Here is a 24,614-nt window from a genome sequence, read left to right as displayed (position 1 = left end):
GAAATAAAAGTGATGCCTCGAACAATCATCGAAAAGATTTGGGATCAGCATATTGTGAAACATGGTGAGGGAAAACCGGATCTTCTCTATATTGATTTGCATCTTATTCATGAGGTGACGTCTCCTCAGGCTTTTGAAGGGTTGAGACAAAAGGGAAGAAAGGTCAGAAGACCCCAAAATACATTTGCGACAATGGACCACAACATCCCGACCGTCAATCGATTTGAGATAAAGGATGAAGTGGCGAAACGCCAAGTGACGGCGCTTGAACGAAACTGTGAAGAATTTGGCGTGCGCCTTGCCGATCTTCACAGTGTGGATCAAGGGATTGTCCATGTTGTCGGTCCTGAACTGGGTTTGACTCTTCCAGGGAAAACGATCGTATGCGGCGACAGCCATACATCAACCCATGGGGCATTCGGCGCCCTTGCATTCGGAATCGGGACGAGTGAAGTTGAGCATGTCCTTTCGACACAGACACTTTGGCAACAGCGTCCGAAAACACTTGAAGTGCGCGTAGACGGAACGCTTCAAAAAGGGGTAACGGCAAAGGATGTCATTCTTGCTGTCATCGGCAAATACGGAGTGAAATTCGGCACTGGCTACGTCATTGAATACACTGGGGAAGTATTCAGAAATATGACGATGGATGAACGGATGACTGTTTGTAACATGTCAATTGAAGCAGGGGCTAGAGCAGGTTTAATTGCGCCTGATGAGGTAACATTTGAATATTGCCAAAACCGCAAGTACACGCCAAAAGGCGAAGAATTTGATAAAGCCGTAGAGGAATGGAAGGCGCTGCGCACAGATCCAGGCGCTGTGTACGATAAATCTATCGTCCTTGACGGCAACGACATTTCTCCGATGGTGACATGGGGCATCAACCCGGGAATGGTTCTTCCTGTCGATTCCGAAGTTCCTGCGCCGGAGAGCTTTTCCGCAGAAGATGACAAAAAAGAAGCGATTCGCGCTTATGAATATATGGGGCTGAGTCCTCTTCAGAAAATTGAAGACATCAAAGTGGAGCACGTATTTATTGGTTCCTGCACAAATTCCCGCATGACTGACCTTCGCCAGGCAGCTGATATGATCAAAGGGAAGAAGGTAGCTGCCAGCGTAAGAGCCATTGTCGTTCCCGGATCTCAAAGCGTGAAGCTTCAGGCTGAAAAAGAAGGGCTTGACCAGATTTTCTTGGAAGCTGGATTTGAATGGAGAGAGTCAGGCTGCAGCATGTGTTTAAGCATGAATAATGACGTTGTTCCTGAAGGAGAGCGCTGTGCGTCAACCTCTAACCGCAACTTCGAAGGCAGACAAGGAAAAGGTGCAAGAACACATCTCGTCAGTCCGGCAATGGCTGCGATGGCTGCCATTCACGGACACTTCGTTGATGTCAGAAAGTTTTATCAGGAAAAAACAGTTGTGTAAGGAGTGCGCGAGATGGAACCTTTAAAAACACATACGGGGAAAGCGGCCGTATTAAATCGAATCAATGTTGACACAGACCAGATTATTCCGAAACAATTTTTGAAGAGAATTGAAAGAACAGGCTACGGCTGTTTTGCATTCTTTGACTGGAGATATGATGAGAAAGGCGAACCGAACCCTGAATTTGAATTAAACCAGCCTGCTTATCAAGGGGCTTCCATCTTAATAGCAGGGGAGAACTTCGGGTGCGGGTCATCGCGTGAACACGCTCCATGGGCGCTTGATGATTATGGGTTTAAAATTATTATCGCGCCGTCATTTGCTGATATTTTCCACCAGAACTGCTTTAAGAACGGCATGCTGCCGATTCGCATGCCATATGACAATTGGAGAACGCTTGTCGGCCAGTATGAAAACCAGTCATTGCAAATGACTGTTGATCTTGAAAATCAGCTTATTTACGACAGTGAAGGCAATCAAATTTCTTTTGAAGTTGATCCGCACTGGAAAGAGATGCTTATCAACGGCTATGATGAAATTTCATTAACGCTTTTGCTTGAAGATGAGATCAAGCAATTTGAAGCACAAAGAAGCTCTTGGCTTCAAGCCTGAAAAAAGCCGCCGGACAAATGCCGGCGGCTTTTTTCACCTGGTGAAACCTTTCATTCCTTGTTTTTGTTCACAGGTGTTGTTACACTTGAACAAAATAAATGCCTGAAAGGAATATAGGTATGACGCATGACAAGAAGAACGCAAAAATTATTCCTTTTCCTCATCTGAAAGACCGTCTTGTGGAAAAAGGGATGTCATCACTGAAGGAAAAAAAGTATCAAGAAGCGCTTGATCTGTTTTCAGAAGCGATGAAATATGACGATACTGAATCTGATCTTCACTTAGGGATGGCCATCTGCTTTTTGGAGCTGGGCGAATTGGAAGAGGCAAAAAGCGTCTGCGAGAAGATGCTAAAAGAAGGCTATGGCCATTATTTTACGGTTTTGCAGGTGTACATGACCATCTTAATTCAGCTCAAAAAATATGAAGAAGTCAAAAGCACGATCGAAGCTGTTTTGGAAGAAAATCAGCTGCCTGCGGAAAGTGCCGAGCAATTTTATAAGCTGCTTGATTTCAGCCGTAAAATGACCGATCCGGAACGTGAGGATGAGGCTTGGGCAGAGGAATATGAGGATACCATTGATACGGAGAAAGTGCTGGCAAGCCCTGAGGAGCAAATGAATTTAATTCATTCCTTAAAAGACCGGAATGTAGCGAAGTATACAGGTCTGCTCAAAACACTCCTTCAAGACCCCTCGGCTCACCCGATTATCAAAACCATGATCGTCATGCTGCTTGCTGAGCACGAGTATAGCAAACCCGTGCACATTACTAAATTTGGCGAGTCGCTGACCATTGAACCGTCTGAGATTGTCCCGCCTGATGCCGCTCCGATTTTACACCGTGTTCTCCGTGTGCTGGATGAGACGCTTGGAAATGAAAATCCGACCTTGTATGCGGCAGTGGAAGAACTGTGGAGAAGACATATGTACGTTTTATATCCGTTCCAGCCGAAATTGCTGTCGGCTGACCTTTGGGCGGCTGCCCTGCATAAAGTCGGTTACGAGATGCACGGGATCGAAATTGAAAAAGAAGAACTTCATATGATGTATGAGTTTACCGACAGAGAACTCGATGAAGCGTGCACCATGATAAAAGATATTGAAGAAATTTCTTATTTGTAAATCGCGCCATATAGTTGAAAGCGCTAAGTGTTATGTTATAATATAATGGTTGTATTTGTGTATAACGGGTTATAAGAAAAACGGTTGGACAGGCTTTGCAGTTCATTATTCACATCTATACATAATGATTCTGATCTTTGGCAGCTTTGTTTTTGTTGGACGAAGCCGAATGATTGCTTTAGAATGGAAGACCGACACAACCTGAATAGATTTTTGGAGGGAAACACATGTCTGTAAAATGGGAAAAACAAGAAGGCAACGAAGGCGTTTTAACGGTTGAAGTTGATGCTGAAACGTTTAAAACAGCACTTGATGATGCATTTAAAAAAGTAGTAAAACAAGTTTCAATTCCTGGATTCCGTAAAGGTAAAATTCCTCGCGGATTATTCGAACAGCGTTTTGGCGTAGAAGCTCTTTACCAAGACGCTTTGGATATTCTTCTTCCTGTAGAATACCCTAAAGCGGTTGAAGAAGCTGGAATCGAGCCTGTAGACCGTCCTGAAATCGATGTTGAAAAAATCGAAAAAGGCGAAAGCTTAATCTTCACTGCGAAAGTAACAGTGAAACCTGAAGTGAAGCTTGGCGAATACAAAGGCCTGGGCGTTGAAAAAGACGATGCAACTGTAACTGACGAAGATGTTCAAAACGAACTAAAAGCGCTTCAAGAGCGTCAAGCGGAGCTTGTTGTCAAAGAAGAAGGCGCTGTTGAAGAAGGAAACACAGTTGTTCTGGATTTCGAAGGATTCGTTGATGGCGAAGCATTCGAAGGCGGACAAGCAGAAAACTACTCTCTTGAAGTTGGTTCTGGTTCATTCATTCCTGGCTTCGAAGAGCAGCTAATCGGTCTTGAAGCTGGTGCTGAGAAGGATGTTGAAGTGACATTCCCTGAAGAGTACCACGCTGAAGAGCTTGCTGGCAAACCAGCTGTGTTCAAAGTGAAAATTCACGAAATCAAAGCGAAAGAGCTTCCTGAGCTTGATGATGAATTCGCAAAAGATATCGATGAAGAAGTGGAAACACTCGCTGAATTAACTGAGAAAACAAAGAAACGTTTAGAAGAAGCAAAAGAAAACGAAGCTGACGCTAAATTGCGTGAAGAGCTTGTTCTGAAAGCTTCTGAAAATGCTGAAATCGATGTACCGCAAGCAATGGTTGACACTGAGCTTGACCGCATGCTGAAAGAATTCGAACAGCGTCTGCAAATGCAAGGCATGAACCTTGAGCTTTACACTCAATTCTCCGGCCAAGATGAGGCTGCGTTAAAAGAGCAAATGAAAGAAGATGCTGAAAAACGCGTTAAATCTAACCTGACACTTGAAGGAATTGCGAAAGCGGAAAACCTTGAAGTATCAGATGAGGAAGTTGATGCTGAGCTTTCTAAAATGGCTGAAGCATACAACATGCCTGTTGAAAATATTAAACAAGCCATCGGTTCTACTGACGCGATGAAAGAAGATTTAAAAGTTCGCAAAGCGATTGATTTTCTTGTAGAAAACCGTTAATATGGTGCATAATAATAGTAAGAATAAAACAGGGCGCGAATGATTCGTGCCTTGTTTTGTACAATTATGATATATCTCTTTTTCTTGGGGCAAGATAGTTAATGCAGGGCTGTTTTTTGTCATACATATAGAATGTGCAAGTCAGAAACACATTGTTACCGTCTTTTTGGAAAGTATGGTAAAATGCAATACATACTCGTTCGTTTCAAGTATCATTTTCTTTTGCTCTGCCGGTAAAAGAAAAAGTGAGACAAGATTAAGGGGTGAAAGAATGTTTAAATTTAACGAGGAAAAAGGACAATTAAAATGCTCGTTTTGTGGAAAAACACAAGATCAGGTTCGAAAGCTTGTAGCCGGACCTGGTGTATATATATGTGACGAATGTATCGAACTCTGCACTGAAATTGTGGAGGAAGAACTCGGAACAGAGGAAGAAGTAGAATTTAAAGACGTACCAAAGCCTCAGGAAATCCGCGAAATTCTGAATGAATATGTCATCGGCCAGGATCAAGCGAAGAAATCACTCGCTGTTGCTGTGTATAACCACTATAAGCGCATTAACTCCAACAGCAAAGTGGATGATGTTGAGCTTTCAAAAAGTAATATTTCTTTAATCGGTCCTACAGGAAGCGGTAAAACCCTTCTGGCGCAAACATTGGCCCGCATTTTAAATGTGCCGTTTGCGATTGCTGACGCTACGTCTCTGACTGAAGCTGGATACGTGGGTGAAGATGTAGAAAATATTCTTTTGAAGCTCATCCAAGCTGCTGATTATGATGTGGAAAAAGCTGAAAAAGGCATTATTTATATTGATGAAATTGATAAAGTGGCAAGAAAATCAGAAAACCCGTCTATTACACGTGACGTGTCAGGCGAAGGTGTACAGCAGGCGCTGCTTAAAATTCTTGAGGGTACAGTGGCAAGCGTGCCGCCTCAAGGAGGACGTAAGCATCCTCATCAAGAATTCATTCAAATTGACACAACAAACATTTTGTTCATTTGCGGCGGTGCTTTCGATGGTATCGAACAAATCATCAAACGCCGCTTAGGCCAAAAAGTCATTGGATTCGGCGGAGAGAATAAAGCTGCTGATCTTGAGAAAGAGGATCTTCTTTCAAAAGTGCTTCCTGAAGACTTGCTTCGCTTCGGGTTAATCCCTGAATTCATCGGACGCCTTCCGGTTATTGCAAGTCTTGAAAAACTTGACGAGGAAGCATTGGTTGCGATTTTAACAAAACCGAAAAACGCCCTTGTGAAGCAATTCAAGAAAATGCTTGAGCTTGACAATGTTGAGCTTGAGTTTGAAGAAGGCGCTCTTTCTGAAATTGCTAAAAAAGCAATTGAACGCAAGACTGGCGCTCGCGGACTTCGTTCTATCATTGAAGGCATCATGCTTGATGTGATGTTTGATCTGCCTTCTCGTGATGACATTGAAAAATGTGTGATTACCGGAGCGACGGTGACACATGGAGAGCCTCCTCGCCTCTTATTAAAAGACGGCACTGAGGTAAACCAAGACAAAACATCTGCATAATGATAAGCACAAACCTCCTGAGTGGTGACATTCAGGAGGTTTTTTGTCGTGCAAACTCTTCCGGAAAAACGTTTATTCCCGTCTCCTGTGGGAGATACTAGCATTCAGAGGAATGAATTGGATACATAAATTGTTTTTCAGGAGGGACCATCATGAGTTGGACAGGGATCGCGTTATTTATTCAGCTGTTTTTTGGGATCATCATTGGTTTGTATTTTTGGAATTTGCTTAAAAATCAAAGGACACAAAAGGTCACGATAGATAAGGAATCAAAGAAGGAAATGGAGCAGCTTCGGAAAATGCGCGCTATCAGCTTGTCCGAACCATTATCTGAAAAGGTCCGCCCCAAAAGTTTTCAAGATATCGTTGGACAGGAAGACGGCATTAAAGCATTAAAGGCCGCTTTGTGCGGGCCGAATCCTCAGCATGTCATTGTCTATGGACCTCCGGGTGTCGGTAAAACTGCTGCTGCACGGCTTGTGTTAGAAGAAGCGAAAAAACATAAACAATCGCCGTTTAAAGAGCAGGCTGTTTTTGTGGAACTCGATGCGACAACAGCACGATTTGATGAAAGAGGAATTGCCGATCCGCTCATCGGCTCTGTCCATGATCCTATATACCAAGGGGCAGGAGCGATGGGACAGGCGGGGATTCCGCAGCCGAAGCAGGGTGCTGTTACCCATGCTCATGGCGGTGTGCTGTTTATTGATGAAATAGGTGAGCTGCATCCTATTCAAATGAATAAAATGCTGAAGGTGCTTGAGGATAGAAAAGTCTTTTTAGACAGCGCGTATTACAGTGAGGAAAACACACAAATCCCGAATCATATTCACGATATTTTTCAAAATGGGCTGCCGGCTGATTTTCGCCTGATTGGCGCAACGACAAGAATGCCGAATGAAATTCCGCCAGCTATCCGATCCCGCTGTTTAGAGGTGTTTTTCCGTGAGCTTGAAAAGGATGAGCTGAAAACAGTTGCCAAAACAGCAGCGGATAAAATTGAAAAAAACATTTCTGCTGAAGGTCTGGATCTGTTGACGAGCTTTACGCGGAACGGGCGGGAAGCCGTTAACATGATACAAATCGCAGCGGGAATGGCGGTAACAGAGAATCGGAAAGACATTACAATTGAGGATATTGAATGGGTTATTCATTCCAGCCAGCTTACTCCAAAGCACGAGCAGAAAATCGGGGCTGAACCGCAAGTCGGCATCGTAAATGGGCTTGCTGTATACGGACCTAACAGCGGGTCGCTTTTGGAAATCGAAGTGAGTGTAAGCCCGGCTCAGGAGAAAGGATCCATTAATATCACAGGGATAGCTGAGGAAGAAAGTATCGGCAGCCAATCAAAATCAATCCGGAGAAAAAGCATGGCGAAGGGGTCGGTCGAAAACGTGTTAACCGTCCTGCGAACAATGGGGATGAAGCCGTCTGATTATGATATTCACGTTAATTTCCCAGGAGGGATCCCGATTGACGGGCCGTCGGCGGGCATCGCGATGGCAGCAGGGATTTTCTCGGCGATTCACAAAATCCCAATTGACAATACCGTTGCCATGACGGGCGAAATCAGCCTGAATGGTCTTGTAAAACCCATTGGAGGCGTGATACCGAAAATAAAAGCAGCAAAGCAATCCGGGGCGAAAAAAGTGATTATCCCATATGAAAATCAGCAGACGATCTTAAAGAAGATTGACGGAATCGCAATTATTGCAGTGAAGACGTTCCAGGAAGTGCTTGATGAAATTTTAGTGAATCCGCCGACAGAACAAAAACCGCTTCATATGCAAATCAATAAAGAATCCGTTTGACCCTATTTCTAAAATAGGGTTTTTTTTATGAAGGACATCTTTTCCTTTTTCATATCAGAAAGAAAGGGTATACTACGAGGAGACTGTATTATAAAAAGTGGAACCATGCCGTTTATTGTACAAGGATGAAAAAGTTGTATTATAATGGTTCATACTAAAGTCACGGAGGTGTCAGTCACATGGCAGAAGAATTAAAACGCAGCATCCCGCTCCTCCCTTTAAGAGGTTTATTAGTGTATCCGACGATGGTTTTACACTTAGATGTAGGACGTGACAAGTCGGTCCAAGCCCTTGAACAGGCAATGATGCATGATCATATGATATTTTTAGCCACTCAGCAGGATATTTCGATAGACGAACCGGGTGAAGACGAGATTTTTACTGTCGGCACCTATACAAAAATTAAGCAAATGCTGAAGCTTCCGAACGGTACGATTCGTGTGTTGGTTGAGGGCCTCAAGCGCGCCCAGATCGTCAAATACAATGAGTATGAGGATTACACGTCGGTCGACATCCAGCTGATTCAGGAAGATGATTCTAAAGATACAGAAGACGAAGCATTGATGCGGACTTTGTTAGACCACTTTGATCAGTACATAAAAATTTCTAAAAAAATCTCGGCTGAAACGTACGCTGCTGTTACTGATATTGAAGAGCCAGGGAGAATGGCAGACATCGTTGCTTCTCACCTGCCTCTTAAGCTCAAGGATAAGCAGGATATTTTAGAAACGGCGGAGGTCAAAGACAGACTGAACAAGGTCATTGATTTTATTAATAATGAAAAAGAAGTGCTGGAGATCGAGAAAAAAATCGGCCAGCGCGTCAAACGTTCGATGGAGCGTACGCAAAAGGAATATTACTTGCGTGAACAAATGAAGGCGATTCAAAAAGAGCTTGGTGATAAAGAAGGCAAGACAGGTGAAGTGCAGACGCTGACGGAAAAGATCGAAGAAGCGGGCATGCCTGACCATGTAAAGGAAACGGCGCTTAAGGAATTAAACAGATACGAAAAAATCCCGTCAAGTTCCGCGGAAAGCTCCGTGATCCGCAACTATATCGACTGGCTGATCGCTCTCCCGTGGACGGATGAGACAGATGACAAGCTTGATTTGAAAGAGGCAGGGCGTCTCTTGGACGAAGAGCATCACGGACTTGAAAAGGTGAAAGAACGGATTCTGGAATATTTGGCTGTCCAGAAGCTGACAAAATCCCTGAAAGGCCCGATTCTTTGCTTGGCAGGACCTCCAGGTGTCGGGAAAACGTCTTTAGCCAAATCAATTGCAAAAAGCTTGGGGCGGAAATTCGTCAGAATCTCACTTGGCGGAGTGCGTGACGAATCAGAGATTCGCGGACACAGACGGACCTATGTCGGAGCAATGCCTGGACGTATTATTCAAGGCATGAAAAAAGCAGGCAAGCTGAATCCGGTATTCTTATTGGACGAGATTGACAAAATGTCATCTGATTTCAGAGGCGACCCGTCATCTGCTATGCTTGAAGTGCTAGATCCAGAGCAAAACAGCACCTTTAGTGATCACTATATTGAAGAAACCTTTGATTTATCAAAAGTGCTGTTTATCGCAACGGCAAACAATTTGGCCACGATCCCGGGTCCGCTCAGAGACAGAATGGAAATCATTAATATTGCGGGTTACACAGAAGTAGAAAAACTTGAAATCGTGAAGGACCACCTGCTGCCGAAGCAAATCAAGGAACACGGGCTTAAGAAAAGCAACCTGCAGCTGCGTGATCAGGCGATTCTCGATATCATCCGCTACTACACGAGAGAAGCTGGTGTGAGAAGCCTTGAACGCCAGCTTGCCGCGATTTGCCGGAAGGCCGCAAGAACCATTGTTGCTGAAGAGCGAAAGCGGATTACAGTTACTGAAAAGAATCTTCAGGACTTTATCGGAAAGCGCGTTTTCAGATACGGACAAGCTGAAACAGAGGATCAGGTAGGTGTCGTTACAGGGCTTGCTTATACAACCGTCGGCGGAGATACGCTGTCGATTGAAGTATCGCTTTCCCCGGGGAAAGGGAAATTGATTCTGACAGGAAAGCTCGGAGATGTTATGAGAGAGTCAGCTCAGGCCGCGTTCAGCTATGTGCGGTCAAAAACAGAAGAACTTGGCATTGAACCTGACTTTCATGAGAAGTATGATATTCATATACATGTACCTGAAGGTGCAGTGCCTAAAGATGGTCCGTCAGCCGGTATTACGATGGCAACAGCCCTTGTTTCTGCTTTAACGGGACGGGCAGTTTCACGTGAAGTCGGCATGACTGGAGAAATCACGCTTCGCGGGCGCGTGCTGCCAATCGGCGGTTTAAAGGAAAAAGCGCTTGGCGCACACAGAGCGGGATTAACGACCATTATTGCGCCTAAAGAAAATGAAAAAGACATAGAGGATATTCCGGAAAGCGTCAGAGAGGGCCTGACATTTATATTGGCGTCCCATTTAGACGAAGTGTTGGAACATGCCTTAGTAGGAGAGAAGAAATGAAAGTCACAAAGTCAGAAATCGTGATCAGTGCGGTTAAGCCGGAGCAGTACCCTGATGGGGGGCTTCCGGAAATTGCACTGGCCGGAAGATCGAACGTGGGAAAATCGTCTTTTATCAATTCATTAATCAATCGCAAAAATCTTGCGAGAACATCATCAAAACCGGGAAAAACACAAACGCTGAATTTCTACATTATCAATGATGAGCTGCATTTTGTGGATGTGCCGGGTTACGGTTTTGCCAAAGTGTCAAAGACTGAGCGTGAAGCTTGGGGCAGAATGATTGAAACCTACATCACGTCACGCGAGGAATTGAAAGCAGTGGTGCAGATCGTTGATTTGCGGCATGCGCCGTCTGCTGATGATGTGCAGATGTATGAATTCTTAAAGTATTACGGCATCCCTGTCATTATTATCGCTACAAAGGCGGATAAGATCCCGAAAGGAAAATGGGACAAACACGCAAAAGTTGTCCGACAGACATTAAATATTGATCCGGAAGACGAGCTGATTCTCTTCTCCTCTGAAACGAAGAAGGGGAAAGACGAAGCTTGGGGAGCGATCAAAAAAATGATAAACCGGTAGAGAATTTTCTCTGCCGGTTTTATTTATCGTATAGATTTTTTCCGTTTCATCAATAATAACAATAAACTAATTCCAATAAAGACAAATGGCCAATACTCTTTCAGAAGCGCTGTCGGAATATGCGCAGACTCAAGCCAAGCCATAATTTGTTTGAAAAAGTACAAAAACAGGGAAAAACAAATCATCGACACAGCTTCATATACATATTCCTTTTTCTGAACGGTTGACACCAAGAGCGAAAAGCCGATCATAAATAGAAGCGTTTCAAAATCATCCGGCCACCACATCCATTTCGGTTTGGCGAAAAAGTGCAAACCGATTCCAAAAAGAAGCAAACCGATAAAGAAATGGGGTGTGACGGCTTCTTTTTTACCTTGGTATACAAAGGCTGCGCCTAACAGCATGAGGAGAACAGGCCATTGATCCTGCCCTGAAAACAGTTCGGCTTGTCCGCTTTCAAGCCATGCGTATACAGATGCGGCAAGCAGAAGACAAGGGAATAAAATTGATTTTTGTTTCATGCATATCACCTTCTTATTTTAGAGCTGATGTGTAGTAAATTTTTGCTGTTTTTGGTATTGTCAATAGGAATGCTTATTGCATGTGAAGCTTTTTCTAATATAGCATAAGAATTTTAAAATCTGTTCACAATTTGCGAAAGAAACTATGTTATAATTATTATAAATAATGAATTCTATGTTAGAATGATTATAAATAAAGTTTTGGCGTTGGGGGTGTAATGAAAGCTATGCATATACTTGTTGTGGGAGTAGATTATAAATCCGCCCCTATTGAGATACGTGAAAAAGTAAGCTTTCAGCCGAATGAGCTGGCGGAAGCGATGGTGCAGCTGAAAGCAGAGAAAAGCATTCTTGAAAACATCATTGTCTCAACCTGCAACCGCACGGAAATTTATGCGGTCGTCGACCAGCTCCATACCGGCCGTTATTATATAAAGAAGTTTTTAGCTGAATGGTTTGAATTAAGAAAAGAAGACCTTTCACCGTTTTTACGTTTTTACGAAAGCGATGCGGCTGTTGAGCATTTGTTCCGTGTAGCCTGCGGATTGGACTCTATGGTGATCGGTGAAACGCAAATTCTCGGCCAGGTGCGCGACAGCTTTAAAACAGCTCAGCAAGAAAAAACGATCGGCACGATTTTTAATGAATTGTTTAAGCAGGCGGTTACGGTAGGTAAACGGACTCACGCCGAAACAGACATTGGCTCTAATGCAGTGTCTGTTAGCTATGCGGCTGTTGAGCTTGCGAAAAAAATCTTCGGAAACCTTTCAACCAAGCACATATTGATTCTTGGTGCGGGAAAAATGGGCGAGCTTGCTGCGGAAAACTTGCACGGACATGGAATTGGCAAGGTCACTGTCATTAACCGAACATACTTGAAAGCAAAGGAGCTTGCAGACCGTTTTTCCGGTGAGGCGAGAAGCTTGAATCAGCTTGAAAGCGCGCTTGCGGAGGCCGATATTTTAATCAGTTCAACCGGTGCAAGTGATTTTGTCGTGTCTAAAGAAATGATGGAGAATGCGAATAAGCTTCGTAAGGGACGTCCGCTGTTTATGGTAGACATTGCCGTGCCTAGAGACCTTGATCCGGCGCTGAATGATCTTGAAGGTGTTTTCCTTTATGATATTGACGATTTGGAAGGCATTGTAGAGGCGAACATGAAAGAGCGCAGAGAAACCGCTGAAAAAGTTGAACTGTTAATCGAAGAAACCATTGTGGAGTTTAAACAATGGCTGAATACACTTGGGGTTGTCCCGGTTATTTCCGCATTGCGCGAAAAGGCGCTTGCCATCCAGTCAGAAACGATGGATAGCATCGAGCGGAAGCTGCCTCATTTAAGCACAAGAGAGAAAAAACTGTTGAACAAACACACCAAAAGTATCATTAACCAAATGCTCCGAGATCCGATATTAAAGGTGAAAGAGCTTGCGGCAGATGCTGATTCTGAAGAAAAACTGGCTTTGTTTATGCAGATTTTTGATATTGAGGAAGCTGCGGGCCGTCAAATGATGGATACTGTTGAAAGCAGCCAAAAGGTCCATTCTTTTAAGAAGGCTGAATCAAAAGCGGGCTTTGCCCCGCTTGTAAGTGAGTGAAAGCTGAATGATTGATACTGCAATGGCTAGGCTTAATGAGGGGACAATCGTCATTTACGCATTAAGTGTGCTCTTTTATTTTATAGATTTTCTTCAACACAACCGGAAGGCTGGAAAAATGGCCTTCTGGTTGCTTTCTATTGTCTGGACTCTGCAAACCGTGTATTTGGCCTACTTTATGTGGGTGTCCGGGCGGTTTCCGGTATTAAATGTGACGGAGGCGCTATATTTTTATGCCTGGGTTCTTGTCACGCTGTCACTTGTACTGACAAAGCTTTTACGAGTTGACTTTATTGTCTTTTTTACAAATGTAATAGGGTTTTCCATGATTGCCATTCATACATTTTCGCCGACAGAGCAGCAGTCAGCCGCTTTTTCCGGGCAGCTTGTATCCGAGCTGTTGGTGATTCATATTACAATGGCGATTCTTTCATACGGCGCTTTTTCCCTTTCTTTCGTTTTTTCAGTGTTATATCTGTTTCAATATCGTCTGCTGAAAAAGAAAAAATGGGGAAAATGGCTGTTGAGAATAGAAGATTTGTCTAAGCTTGATTATATGGCATATGTTCTGAATGTCATCGGAGTCCCGATGCTGTTGCTGAGTTTGATTCTTGGCGTTATTTGGGCGTATGTCTCACTAGAAACGCTGTATTGGTTCGACGCTAAAGTGCTTGGTTCATTTGTCGTCCTGCTGCTGTACAGCTATTATCTCTATATCAGGCTGATTAAAGAGCTGCAAGGAAAGGTCGCTGCACTGTGGAATTCGGCTTGTTTTCTCGTGCTGATGATCAACTATTTCCTGCTTGGAAGCCTGTCGCAATTCCATTGGTTCAGTTAAATGATGTCCCAAGCAGATTCGGGAGGAAAAAAATATGAGAACGATTAAAGTAGGTTCCAGACGGAGCAAACTCGCTATGACTCAAACGAAATGGGTCATTCAAAAACTGAAGGAAATCAATCCTTCATTTGCTTTTGAAATCAAAGAAATTGTGACAAAGGGCGATCGAATCGTCGATGTTACGCTATCAAAAGTGGGCGGAAAAGGGCTGTTTGTCAAAGAGATTGAACAAGCGCTTTTAAACGAAGAGATTGATATGGCGGTACACAGCATGAAAGACATGCCTGCTGCTTTGCCAGAAGGCCTTGTGATCGGCTGTATTCCTGAACGAGAAGACCCTCGTGATGCTTTTATTTCAAAGAATCGCGAAAAGCTCTCAGAAATGAAGGAAGGCGCTGTCATCGGCACAAGCAGTTTAAGAAGAAGCGCTCAGCTTTTGATTGAGCGTCCTGACATTACAATTAAATGGATTAGAGGTAATATAGATACGAGACTTCAAAAACTGGAAACTGAGGATTATGACGCAATTATTTTAGCTGCTGCCGGACTTTCCAGAATGGGATGGAAGCAAGACGTTGTAACCGAATTCCTCGAGCCTGAACGCTGTTTGCCTGCAGTGGGCCAAGGAGCCTTGGCGATTGAGTGCCGAGAATCGGATGAAGAGCTAATGGCGTTGTTTTCACAGTTTACAGATGAATATACAAAACGGACCGTGTTGGCGGAACGTGCCTATTTAAACGCGTTGGAGGGCGGCTGCCAGGTTCCGATCGCAGGCTACTCCGTTTTAAACGAGCAGGATGAAATTGAGTTGACAGGTCTTGTCGCTTCTCCTGACGGAAAAATCATTTATAAAGAAACCGTTACAGGAAACGATCCGGAGGAAGTCGGAAAGCGCTGTGCCGCTCTTATGGCTGATAAAGGAGCCAAAGAATTAATCGATCGTGTAAAACGGGAGCTTGATGAGGATGGAAAATGACCTTCCGTTGAAGGGAAAAACAGTGCTGGTCACCCGAAATAAGGCGCAGGCAAAATCGTTTCAGCAAAAAGTGGAGTCACTTGGCGGGAAAGCGGTTTTGACCTCATTAATTACGTTTCGCCCCGCTTTGCCGAATGATGTTGCGAAACAGGTGAAAGAGGACCTTGCTGCGCCCGGCTGGCTTGTTTTTACAAGTGTGAACGGAGCGGACTTCTTTTTTTCTTACCTAAAGGAAAATCAGCTTATTCTTCCTGCGCATAAAAAAATTGCGGCCGTCGGTGAAAAAACGGCCCGCCGTTTGGAAACGCATAACGTATCGGTTGATGTGATGCCTAAGGACTATATTGCTGAACAATTGGCAGAGACCCTTAAGCAGCATGCTGAACCTGCGGAACGGATTACCGTAATTAAAGGCAATTTGTCACGTGATGTGGTGAAACAAGAGCTTGTCCCGCTCGGTTTTGAAGTGAAGGAATGGGTTGTCTATGAAACGATTCCTGATGAAGAAGGCATTGAGGATCTGAAAAAGTGTGCGAGTCAATATTCATTTGATTACGTGACATTTACGAGTTCATCAACCGTACATACGTTTATGCATGTCTTAAAAGAAGAATTGAAAAAGTGGCAGATGAACAGGACGGCCTGTATCAGCATTGGGCCTTTAACAAGGGACGCCCTGATGACGTACGGCATCACATCGCATACGCCTGATACATTTACAATAGATGGCATGCTTGAGTTAATGTGCAGCATGTCAAGAGAGGAAGAGAGAATATGAGTCAATCATTTAACAGACACCGCCGCCTGCGGTCTTCAAAAGCAATGAGAGAGATGGTGAAGGAAACGCGTTTGCACCCATCCGATTTTATTTATCCGATTTTTGTCGTTGAAGGGCTGGAAGGCAAAAAAGCTGTTCCGTCTATGCCTGATGTGTACCATGTTTCTTTAGATCTATTGAAGGATGAAGTGGCAGAGCTGGTCAAACTGGGCATTCAATCGGTCATCGTGTTCGGCATCCCGGAAGAAAAAGATGATTGCGGAACGCAAGCGTACCATGATCACGGCATCGTTCAAAAAGCCATCACAGAAATTAAAAACCACTTCCCTGAGATGGTTGTAGTCGCTGATACATGCTTATGCGAATATACAGACCACGGTCATTGCGGACTTGTCAAAGACGGGGTCATCCTCAATGATGCATCACTTGAGCTTTTAGCCCAGACAGCTGTCAGCCAAGCGAAAGCAGGTGCTGATATCATTGCGCCTTCAAACATGATGGACGGATTTGTTACCGTGATCAGAGAAGCGCTCGATAAAGAAGGGTTCGTGAATATTCCGATCATGTCTTACGCTGTGAAATATTCAAGTGAGTTTTACGGGCCGTTCCGTGATGCAGCAAACAGCACGCCGCAATTCGGGGACCGCAAAACATACCAGATGGATCCTGCCAACCGTATGGAAGCACTGCGCGAAGCACAATCAGATGTCGAGGAAGGCGCGGACTTTTTGATTGTCAAACCTTCGCTTTCATATATGGATATCATGCGTGATGTTAAAAATGAATTTCCTTTGCCGCTCGTTGCTTATAATGTAAGCGGAGAGTATTCAATGGTGAAGGCTGCAGCGCAGAACGGCTGGATCAAAGAAAAAGAAATCGTGTTAGAAATTTTAACAAGTATGAAGCGTGCAGGTGCCGATCTGATTATTACGTATCATGCGAAAGACGCAGCGAAATGGCTTGCGGAGTAATTTTATTCAGTTGACAGGAGTTGAGGCAGATGAGAAGCTATGAAAAATCCAAAGCGGCTTTTAAAGAAGCGCAAAAACTCATGCCGGGTGGTGTGAACAGTCCCGTTCGCGCATTTAAATCGGTAGACATGGACCCGATTTTTATGGAGCGCGGAAAAGGCTCAAAAATCATTGATATTGACGGAAACGAGTATATTGATTACGTCTTGTCATGGGGGCCTTTAATTTTAGGCCATACAAATGACCGCGTCGTAGAGAGCCTCAAAAAAGTGGCTGAATACGGGACAAGCTTTGGTGCCCCGACTGAAGTTGAAAATGAATTGGCAAAGCTCGTCATTGATCGTGTGCCATCTGTAGAAATTGTACGAATGGTCAGCTCCGGAACGGAGGCTACAATGAGTGCTCTTCGTTTAGCTAGAGGCTATACAGGCCGCAACAAGATTGTAAAATTTGAGGGCTGCTACCACGGACACGGCGATTCTCTCTTGATTAAAGCAGGTTCAGGAGTGGCTACTCTCGGTCTGCCGGATAGCCCTGGCGTGCCAGAAGGCATTGCGAAAAACACCGTTACTGTCCCGTACAATGATTTAGAAAGTGTAAAGCTTGCTTTCCAGCAATTCGGTGAAGACATTGCGGGTGTTATCGTAGAGCCGGTTGCCGGAAATATGGGGGTTGTTCCGCCGCAAGAAGGCTTCCTGCAAGGTTTGCGTGAGATCACGGAGGAATATGGTTCCCTGCTGATTTTTGATGAAGTGATGACTGGCTTCCGGGTCGACTATCAATGTGCTCAAGGCTATTTTGGCGTAACGCCTGATCTCACTTGTTTAGGAAAAGTGATCGGGGGCGGGCTTCCTGTGGGCGCTTATGGCGGCAAGGCTGAAATCATGGAGCAGATCGCTCCGAGCGGTCCGATCTATCAGGCGGGCACATTGTCAGGCAACCCGCTTGCGATGACAGCTGGCTTAGAAACATTGAAGCAGCTGACACCAGAATCCTACAAGAATTTCATCAAAAAAGGCGACAGGCTGGAAGAAGGCATTTCTAAAGCGGCCGAGGCTCATGGCATTCCGCATACCTTTAACCGCGCAGGCTCGATGATCGGTTTCTTCTTTACAAACGAACCTGTCACCAATTATGAAACAGCCAAATCATCTGATTTGAAGCTGTTTGCCAACTATTATAAAGGGATGGCGAATGAAGGTGTATTCCTCCCGCCCTCACAATTCGAAGGCCTTTTTCTTTCAACGGCCCATACTGATGAAGATATTGAAAAAACAATTCAGGCAGCTGAGAAAGTATTCGCTGAGATCAGCCGCGGATAAAAGTGAAAACCGGTTTCAAGGGTATCCTTGGGCCGGTTTTTTTCTGTGTACTCCCACTCATATTTCCTCCAGTTCATACATACACCTTTAGTGACATCTAATTTTAAGGATTAGATGAAAGGAGGATATGAACTTGCCGCAAAATCATCGATTGCAATTTTCTGTAGAAGAATCGATCTGTTTCCAAAAAGGACAGGAAGTTTCTGAACTGCTTTCTATTTCATTAGATCCTGATATTAGGGTTCAGGAAGTCAATGATTATGTATCAATCAGAGGATCGCTTGAACTTACAGGTGAGTACAACATAGATCAAAACAAACATACCGAGGAGCTTTATACTGATAAGCGGTTTGTTGAAGAAGTCAGAAAGAGAGAGGATGGAAGCGCGGAACTGACTCACTGTTTTCCTGTGGATATTACCATTCCTAAAAATAAAGTGAGCCATTTACAGGATGTCTTCGTCTTTATTGACGCATTTGACTATCAATTAACCGATTCGCGCATTTTAACGATTCAGGCTGATTTAGCGATCGAAGGGCTTTTGGATGATACAGCAGATAAAGAGCCGGAGATGCCTCTGTACGAAGCTCCTCCTGCAATTAGGGAGGAAGAGCTTTCTGAACCGCCGATCCAAAGTGTATTAGAAACGAGTGCGCCTCCGGAAGAGCAAGCGGAATTAAAGGATGAACCGCCAGAACTTTTTATCTCGAAAGCGGGGCTCCGTGAAGAACTGGAAACAGAAAAAGCAGCATCTGCTCCCCCGGAATCAATTGCCTTAGAACCAGAGTCGCGAGAAAGTGCGAAAGCTCCGACTCGTACAGAACCGGAAACAGGAGAAGCTGAGCCACAATCAGAAGCTTTAGAAAAAGAGATTCAAGGGATGGTTCATGCCGAAAAGGAAACGCCGGAGCCAGCAGCTGCAACAGCAGTTGTTCGTGAAGAAGCGGACTCTGCAGGTGAGGCTGAGCAACATGCAGAGAGTGTGAGTTCTAAGGAAGAAGGAGAAACATCAGTGTCTCCTACTCTTGAATATGCGCTGCGCCAAGAGGATCAAAATGAAGAAGCGGCTCAATCGGAGCACGCTGAGCCCGCGTTTCGTCAAGAAGAGAAAGCAGCGGCTCAACCGGAGCACGCTGAGCCTGCGCTTCGTCAAGAAGAGAAAGCAGCGGCTCAACCGGAGCACGCTGAGCCCGCGTTTCGTCAAGAAGAGAAAGCAGCGGCTCAACCGGGGCACGCTGAGCCCGCGCTTCGTCAAGAAGAGAAAGCAGCGGCTCAACCGGGGCACGCTGAGCCTGCGCTTCGTCAAGAAGAGAAAGCAGCGGCTCAACCGGGGCACGCTGAGCCAGCACTCCGTCAAGAAGATGAAGCAGCGGCTCAACCGGAGCACGCTGAGCCTGCGCTTCGTCAAGAAGAGAGAGAAGCAGCCCAACCGGAGCACGCTGAGCCTGCGCTTCGTCATGAAGAGGATGAAGCTTCGGAGCCTGTATCTGAGTCCGTTCTCTCCATCGAAGAAAACAGAGAGAAGAAATCCGTGTCAGCGCCATATACGGAGGATGACGAAGCGTTACAGCTTCATTTCAATCAAAAAGCCAGCTCAGACGAGACGCCTCAAAAAGAGCTCACAACGGTATACCGCACCTTCCTGCCCGAACAAGAAGAGGAAGATTCTTTTTATTCCATGCCTAAACTACTGGAAAAGGAAGAACAAGAGGAAGACAGCTTTGAAATTGAAGTGAGAAAAATACCTTCGGCTGAAGAGCCTGAGGAAGAAACACCTTATCAATCCTTCCAGTTGCCTGAGGCCTCTGAGACAGAAAGGAAGGAAGCGGATGCTGTTCCTAGGGTTGCTCCTGCTGCTGAAACAAAGGAATCTCAAACAAAGGAAAGTGATAATTCTCTTTATTTAACAAAACTCTTTACGAGAGAAGAGGATGAGTTTTCGAGAATGAAAATATGTATTGTTCAGCAGGAAGATACGATCGAACGTTTATGCGAACGGTATGAAATCACCTCCCAGCAGCTAATCAGAATGAATTCATTAGCCTTGGACGATGAGTTGAAAGCAGGACAGATCCTCTATATTCCACAATATAACAACAGCCATGCGTAAGCCGTAAGCAATCGGAAAATGTGGTGAATGGAATGGAAGATACCCAAACGGTTCTTCAGGAGTATGGACTGACTGCTCAATTTATTGAGCCTGTCAGTCCTCTAGTGTGGAAAGTGTATACAGACTACGGTGTATTTGCCCTGAAAAAATTGAAGGCGGCTCGCGGAAAACAGTTTACAGATCACATGGTGGCGATTGAGGAAAAAGGTTTCCGGTCGTTTGTCCCCATTTACAGAACAAATAGCGGAGAGTTTTTCTCCGGCGTACAATCAGGAAATTCCTATTATTTAATGCCTTGGCTCCAATTTGACCAGGAGGAAGAACGGGATCAGAAACATGATTACTTATTTAGAGAAACAGCCCGTCTCCACGAGAGAACCGTGCAGGAAATGAAAGTCAGCCGTGATGACATTGAACGTTATTACGGACAAACGAAAAAACAGTGGGAACAGGATAAAAGATTCTATGAACAGTTTGTAGATAGAGCGGAGAAGGAATGGTATCTTTCTCCTTTTGAACTACAGGCAGCAACCTATTTTTCAGAAACCATTTCCGCGGTAAACTTTGCACTGGAGCGGATGGAGGACTGGTATGAGTCGGCTAAAGAAAAGGGTGTCTCGAGAGTTGTCATGAATCATGGCAGCCTGTCTATTCACCATTTTCTCTATAATGATGCAGGAACCGGGTATTTGACAAACTTTGAAAGAGCGTCTGTCGGGCCGCCGCAAAACGATTTGCTCGGCTTTTATACAAAATTGTTCAGGGGCTTGCCAAAAGCTTGTCCGGAATGCGTCGAATGGTATGATGCATACACGAAATCATTCCCTTTGCGTGAAGCAGAAGCCAGTCTTTTTCTCAGCTATATGGCATATCCTGCAGCCATGTACAAGGTGCTGAACCGTTATCAAACCGGGAAGAGACAGCATGAAAAAGATGAATGCACGCATTTATTAAAGGCTTACTGGCAAATGAAAAATATTGAGCCGTTTGTGATGAAAATCCATGAGAATGAACAAGCGAAAAAATTCCAGGCTGAAAACGAGTCCACGTCTTAATGGCGCGGACTTTTTGTTTATATCCAATCTAAATGCAGGGCGCAAGCTAACAAGATTAGGATGGCAAGCAGCAAAACATCAAAGGTTGTTGGAAAGAAAATGGTTCTGATTCCTTGAAAAATCGTAATGGGAATAATCACTTGTGCGGATACAAGCCGAATTTGCCTAACCCACGGCGGCAGCGAATAAGAGCTGAAACGTTTCTTCACGGTGCATCCTCCTCTGCGCATTTATAAGCATCATATGCCAACTTTTGCAATAGGAGCCTGCCCATCTGTATAGAAAACGGCGTTTTTGGAAAAGATGATTGACGAATCAAAAACACTTTTACTATAATAAAGAACATAAATAAAGTATATGATGAGCTGATAAATACACCTGCTTAGAACGGGAAGAGTACAAAAAAGACGCATGCAGAGAGAGAGGCCGTTTGCTGAAAGGCTTCTTATGTTGTCTGATTGGAAGGTCGCCCGGGAGCATAATTTCTTGAAAGAAGAGTAGAGAAATTCGGGAAACACCCGTTATCCGTTGTAAGTGCATGAACCGATTTAGTTCATGAAAAAAGGTGGTACCGCGAAAGAGCTTTTCGTCCTTTTACAGGGATGAGAAGCTCTTTTTTCGTTCTCAGCCATTTTTAAACATGCTGGAGGGTTATGATGGAAACGAATGAACAAACAATGCCGACGAAATACGATCCGGCAGCGGTTGAAAAAGACCGATATGATTTTTGGCTAAAAGGCAAATTTTTCGAAGCGGGCAGCGATCAGACAAAAGAGCCATATTCTGTTGTCATTCCGCCGCCAAACGTAACAGGAAGGCTTCACCTTGGCCATGCGTGGGACACGACGCTGCAAGACATTGTAACAAGAATGAAACGCATGCAAGGTTACGATGTGCTGTGGCTTCCGGGTATGGACCATGCCGGCATTGCGACACAGGCTAAAGTGGAAGCGAAACTTCGTGAAGAAGGCACATCCCGTTACGATTTGGGCCGCGAAAAATTCCTCGAAGAAACGTGGAAGTGGAAGGAAGAGTATGCTGAGTTTATTCGCAGCCAGTGGGCGAAATTAGGGCTTGGCCTTGATTATTCCCGTGAACGCTTTACGCTGGATGAAGGCTTGAGCAAAGCGGTTCGTGAAGTTTTCGTTAAGCTGTATGAAAAAGGCCTGATCTACAGAGGCGAATATATTATTAACTGGGACCCTGCGACAAAAACAGCTTTATCCGACATTGAGGTCATATACAAGGATGTCCAAGGCGCGTTTTATCATATGAGCTATCCGCTCGCTGACGGTTCAGGCTCAATTGACATTGCAACGACACGTCCTGAAACGATGCTCGGTGATACAGCTGTTGCCGTTCACCCTGAAGATGAGCGCTATAAGCACCTTATCGGAAAAACGGTGCTCCTGCCAATTACAAATCGTGAAATTCCAATTGTCGGTGATGACTACGTTGATATGGAATTTGGTTCAGGTGCGGTGAAAATTACGCCTGCTCATGATCCGAACGACTTCGAGCTTGGCAACCGCCACAATTTAGAACGCATTCTTGTCATGAATGAAGATGGAACGATGAATGAAAATGCTCTTCAATATCAAGGTATGGATCGTTTTGAATGCCGCAAAAAGCTCGTAAAAGATTTACAGGAGGCGGGAGTTCTCTTCAAAATTGAGGATCATATGCATTCTGTCGGCCATAGTGAACGAAGCGGGGTTGTTGTTGAGCCTTATCTTTCTACTCAATGGTTTGTGCGCATGCAGCCGCTTGCTGATGCAGCGATTGAGCTGCAGAAGAAAGACGAAAAAGTCAACTTTGTGCCTGACCGTTTCGAAAAAACGTATTTACACTGGATGGAAAACATCCGTGACTGGTGTATTTCCCGTCAGTTGTGGTGGGGCCACCGCATTCCTGCTTGGTATCATAAAGAAACAGGCGAGCTTTACGTCGGTCTTGAAGCGCCTGAGGACAGCGAAAAGTGGGAACAGGATACTGACGTACTGGATACGTGGTTCAGTTCTGCACTCTGGCCGTTCTCCACGATGGGTTGGCCTGATGTAACTGCTGAAGACTTTAAACGTTACTATCCGACAGACGTTCTCGTGACAGGGTACGACATCATTTTCTTCTGGGTATCACGCATGATTTTCCAAGGGATTGAATTTACAGATGAGCGCCCGTTTAAAGACGTTTTAATCCATGGCTTAATTCGTGACGAGCAAGGCCGGAAAATGAGTAAATCTCTTGGCAACGGTGTCGATCCGATGGATGTCATTGACAAGTACGGAGCAGATTCTCTGCGTTATTTCCTTGCCACAGGAAGCTCTCCCGGCCAAGATCTGCGCTTTAGCTATGAAAAAGTGGAATCGACATGGAATTTCGCCAACAAAATTTGGAATGCCTCCCGGTTTGCATTAATGAACATGGATGGCTTAACATACGATGAGCTTGATCTGTCAGGTGAAAAATCAGTCGCTGACAAGTGGATTTTAACGCGATTAAATGAAACGATTGAGCATGTGACTCAGCTTGCTGATCGATATGAATTTGGTGAAGTCGGACGCCATTTATACAACTTTATTTGGGACGATTTCTGTGATTGGTATATTGAAATGGCGAAGCTTCCGCTTTACGGAGAGGACGAAGCGGCTAAGAAAACAACCCGTTCCATCCTTGCTTATGTACTGGATCAAACAATGCGCCTGCTCCATCCATTTATGCCATTCTTAACGGAGGAAATTTGGCAGCACCTTCCTCATCAAGGAGAATCCATTACAGTCAGTCAATGGCCTGTTGTCGTACCGGAGCATACCGATACTGAATCGGCAGCTGACATGAAGCTTCTTGTTGAGCTGATCCGTTCTGTGCGCAATATCCGCAGTGAAGTCAATACGCCAATGAGCAAGCAGGTTGAATTGTATATTAAAACAAGCACAGACGAAATAGCGGCCCGCCTCGAAGCGAACCGTTCATATGTTGAACGTTTTACGAATCCGAGCGTGCTTAAAATCGGCACGGATATTGAGGCCGTTGATAAAGCGATGACGGCTGTTGTCTCAGGAGCAGAGGTGATTCTTCCGCTTGAAGGCTTGATTAATATTGATGAAGAGATTGCCCGCCTGCAAAAAGAATTCGATAAGCTGACAAAAGAAGTCGAGCGCGTCCAAAAGAAACTTGGAAATGAAGGATTTATCAAAAAAGCGCCTGCGCACGTAATTGATGAAGAGCGTGAAAAAGAAAAAGATTATGTGGCAAAGCGTGATGCTGTTCAAAAACGAATGGCTGAACTGAAGGGCTAATGAAAAGCCGAGGCGGTTTCTAGAGAAACCGCCTTGTCTTATAAAAGAGG

Annotated in this window: 19 protein-coding genes and 1 other annotated feature; of the genes, 17 read left to right on the top strand and 2 right to left on the bottom strand. The window is 44.6% G+C overall.

The features are described 5' to 3' along the window. The first annotated feature begins 9 nt into the window (after positions 1 to 9). The 8 genes from leuC (at position 10) to yihA (ending at position 11,099) form a co-directional block, all read left to right on the top strand. Entirely contained in the window at positions 10 to 1,428 is a 1,419-nt protein-coding gene (gene leuC, locus M1D98_RS13345; RefSeq protein WP_121643017.1) for a 3-isopropylmalate dehydratase large subunit, read from the top strand. Positions 1,429 to 1,440: 12 nt separating this feature from the next. Further along, positions 1,441 to 2,040: a 3-isopropylmalate dehydratase small subunit gene (gene leuD / locus M1D98_RS13340; protein ID WP_456279641.1), complete on the top strand. Its 600-nt coding sequence runs from the start codon at positions 1,441 to 1,443 to the stop codon at positions 2,038 to 2,040. A gap of 119 nt (positions 2,041 to 2,159) precedes the next feature. After that, entirely contained in the window at positions 2,160 to 3,164 is a 1,005-nt protein-coding gene (gene ddcA / locus M1D98_RS13335; protein ID WP_456279640.1) for a DNA damage checkpoint antagonist DdcA, read from the top strand. 227 nt (positions 3,165 to 3,391) lie between these two features. Further along, the gene (gene tig / locus M1D98_RS13330; protein WP_010330248.1) at positions 3,392 to 4,666 is read left to right on the top strand and encodes a trigger factor; all 1,275 of its coding nucleotides are present in this window, start codon (positions 3,392 to 3,394) and stop codon (positions 4,664 to 4,666) included. Between the two features lie 271 nt (positions 4,667 to 4,937). Further along, entirely contained in the window at positions 4,938 to 6,200 is a 1,263-nt protein-coding gene (gene clpX / locus M1D98_RS13325) for an ATP-dependent protease ATP-binding subunit ClpX (protein ID WP_039074669.1), read from the top strand. Positions 6,201 to 6,352: 152 nt separating this feature from the next. Further along, positions 6,353 to 8,011, top strand: coding sequence for an ATP-dependent protease LonB (lonB, locus tag M1D98_RS13320; RefSeq protein ID WP_010330250.1), 1,659 nt, complete (start codon positions 6,353 to 6,355; stop codon positions 8,009 to 8,011). A 179-nt stretch (positions 8,012 to 8,190) separates the two neighbouring features. Continuing rightward, complete coding sequence (gene lon, locus M1D98_RS13315) at positions 8,191 to 10,515, top strand: endopeptidase La (RefSeq protein ID WP_121643015.1); 2,325 nt, start codon at positions 8,191 to 8,193, stop codon at positions 10,513 to 10,515. Then, a complete protein-coding gene (yihA, locus tag M1D98_RS13310) occupies positions 10,512 to 11,099 on the top strand; it encodes a ribosome biogenesis GTP-binding protein YihA/YsxC (protein ID WP_010330252.1) in 588 nt (195 codons plus the stop codon). Before lon ends, yihA begins: the two co-directional genes overlap by 4 nt. A 23-nt stretch (positions 11,100 to 11,122) precedes the next feature. Here yihA and M1D98_RS13305 read toward each other — a convergent pair whose 3' ends face one another. Then, positions 11,123 to 11,620 (bottom strand): hypothetical protein, encoded by a 498-nt coding sequence (locus tag M1D98_RS13305; protein WP_268559690.1) that lies wholly within the window; start codon positions 11,618 to 11,620, stop codon positions 11,123 to 11,125. Positions 11,621 to 11,847: 227 nt separating this feature from the next. Between M1D98_RS13305 and hemA the strand changes: the two genes are divergently transcribed. The 8 genes from hemA (at position 11,848) to cotN (ending at position 21,265) form a co-directional block, all read left to right on the top strand. Then, positions 11,848 to 13,215: a glutamyl-tRNA reductase gene (gene hemA / locus M1D98_RS13300; protein ID WP_456280226.1), complete on the top strand. Its 1,368-nt coding sequence runs from the start codon at positions 11,848 to 11,850 to the stop codon at positions 13,213 to 13,215. A gap of 7 nt (positions 13,216 to 13,222) precedes the next feature. After that, positions 13,223 to 14,053 (top strand): cytochrome c biogenesis protein, encoded by an 831-nt coding sequence (locus M1D98_RS13295; RefSeq protein ID WP_456279639.1) that lies wholly within the window; start codon positions 13,223 to 13,225, stop codon positions 14,051 to 14,053. A gap of 34 nt (positions 14,054 to 14,087) precedes the next feature. Next, positions 14,088 to 15,029, top strand: coding sequence for a hydroxymethylbilane synthase (gene hemC / locus M1D98_RS13290; RefSeq protein ID WP_010330256.1), 942 nt, complete (start codon positions 14,088 to 14,090; stop codon positions 15,027 to 15,029). Continuing rightward, on the top strand, positions 15,019 to 15,807 hold the full coding sequence (hemD, locus tag M1D98_RS13285; protein WP_010330257.1) for a uroporphyrinogen-III synthase: 789 nt from the start codon (positions 15,019 to 15,021) through the stop codon (positions 15,805 to 15,807). Before hemC ends, hemD begins: the two co-directional genes overlap by 11 nt. Continuing rightward, the gene (gene hemB, locus M1D98_RS13280; RefSeq protein ID WP_268522127.1) at positions 15,804 to 16,778 is read left to right on the top strand and encodes a porphobilinogen synthase; all 975 of its coding nucleotides are present in this window, start codon (positions 15,804 to 15,806) and stop codon (positions 16,776 to 16,778) included. The genes hemD and hemB overlap by 4 nt, the downstream gene beginning before the upstream one ends. Before the next feature lie 29 nt (positions 16,779 to 16,807). Next, a complete protein-coding gene (gene hemL, locus M1D98_RS13275; protein ID WP_121643012.1) occupies positions 16,808 to 18,100 on the top strand; it encodes a glutamate-1-semialdehyde 2,1-aminomutase in 1,293 nt (430 codons plus the stop codon). Positions 18,101 to 18,233: 133 nt separating this feature from the next. Further along, entirely contained in the window at positions 18,234 to 20,210 is a 1,977-nt protein-coding gene (locus M1D98_RS13270; protein ID WP_456279638.1) for a LysM peptidoglycan-binding domain-containing protein, read from the top strand. A gap of 32 nt (positions 20,211 to 20,242) precedes the next feature. Then, the gene (cotN, locus tag M1D98_RS13265; protein ID WP_268522123.1) at positions 20,243 to 21,265 is read left to right on the top strand and encodes a spore coat protein CotN; all 1,023 of its coding nucleotides are present in this window, start codon (positions 20,243 to 20,245) and stop codon (positions 21,263 to 21,265) included. A gap of 17 nt (positions 21,266 to 21,282) precedes the next feature. Here cotN and M1D98_RS13260 read toward each other — a convergent pair whose 3' ends face one another. Continuing rightward, positions 21,283 to 21,474 carry a hypothetical protein gene (locus tag M1D98_RS13260; RefSeq protein ID WP_010330262.1) on the bottom strand — a complete coding sequence of 64 codons (192 nt, stop codon included), beginning with the start codon at positions 21,472 to 21,474 and terminating at the stop codon, positions 21,283 to 21,285. Between the two features lie 165 nt (positions 21,475 to 21,639). Then, positions 21,640 to 21,862, top strand: a binding site (T-box leader). A 59-nt stretch (positions 21,863 to 21,921) separates the two neighbouring features. Between M1D98_RS13260 and valS the strand changes: the two genes are divergently transcribed. Next, positions 21,922 to 24,564, top strand: coding sequence for a valine--tRNA ligase (gene valS, locus M1D98_RS13255; protein WP_121643009.1), 2,643 nt, complete (start codon positions 21,922 to 21,924; stop codon positions 24,562 to 24,564). Positions 24,565 to 24,614 lie beyond the last annotated feature (50 nt).

The organism is Bacillus sp. K7 (genome assembly GCF_053903245.1).
Note: the sequence above shows the minus strand (reverse complement) of the source record. Positions and strands in the feature narration are given on the sequence as shown.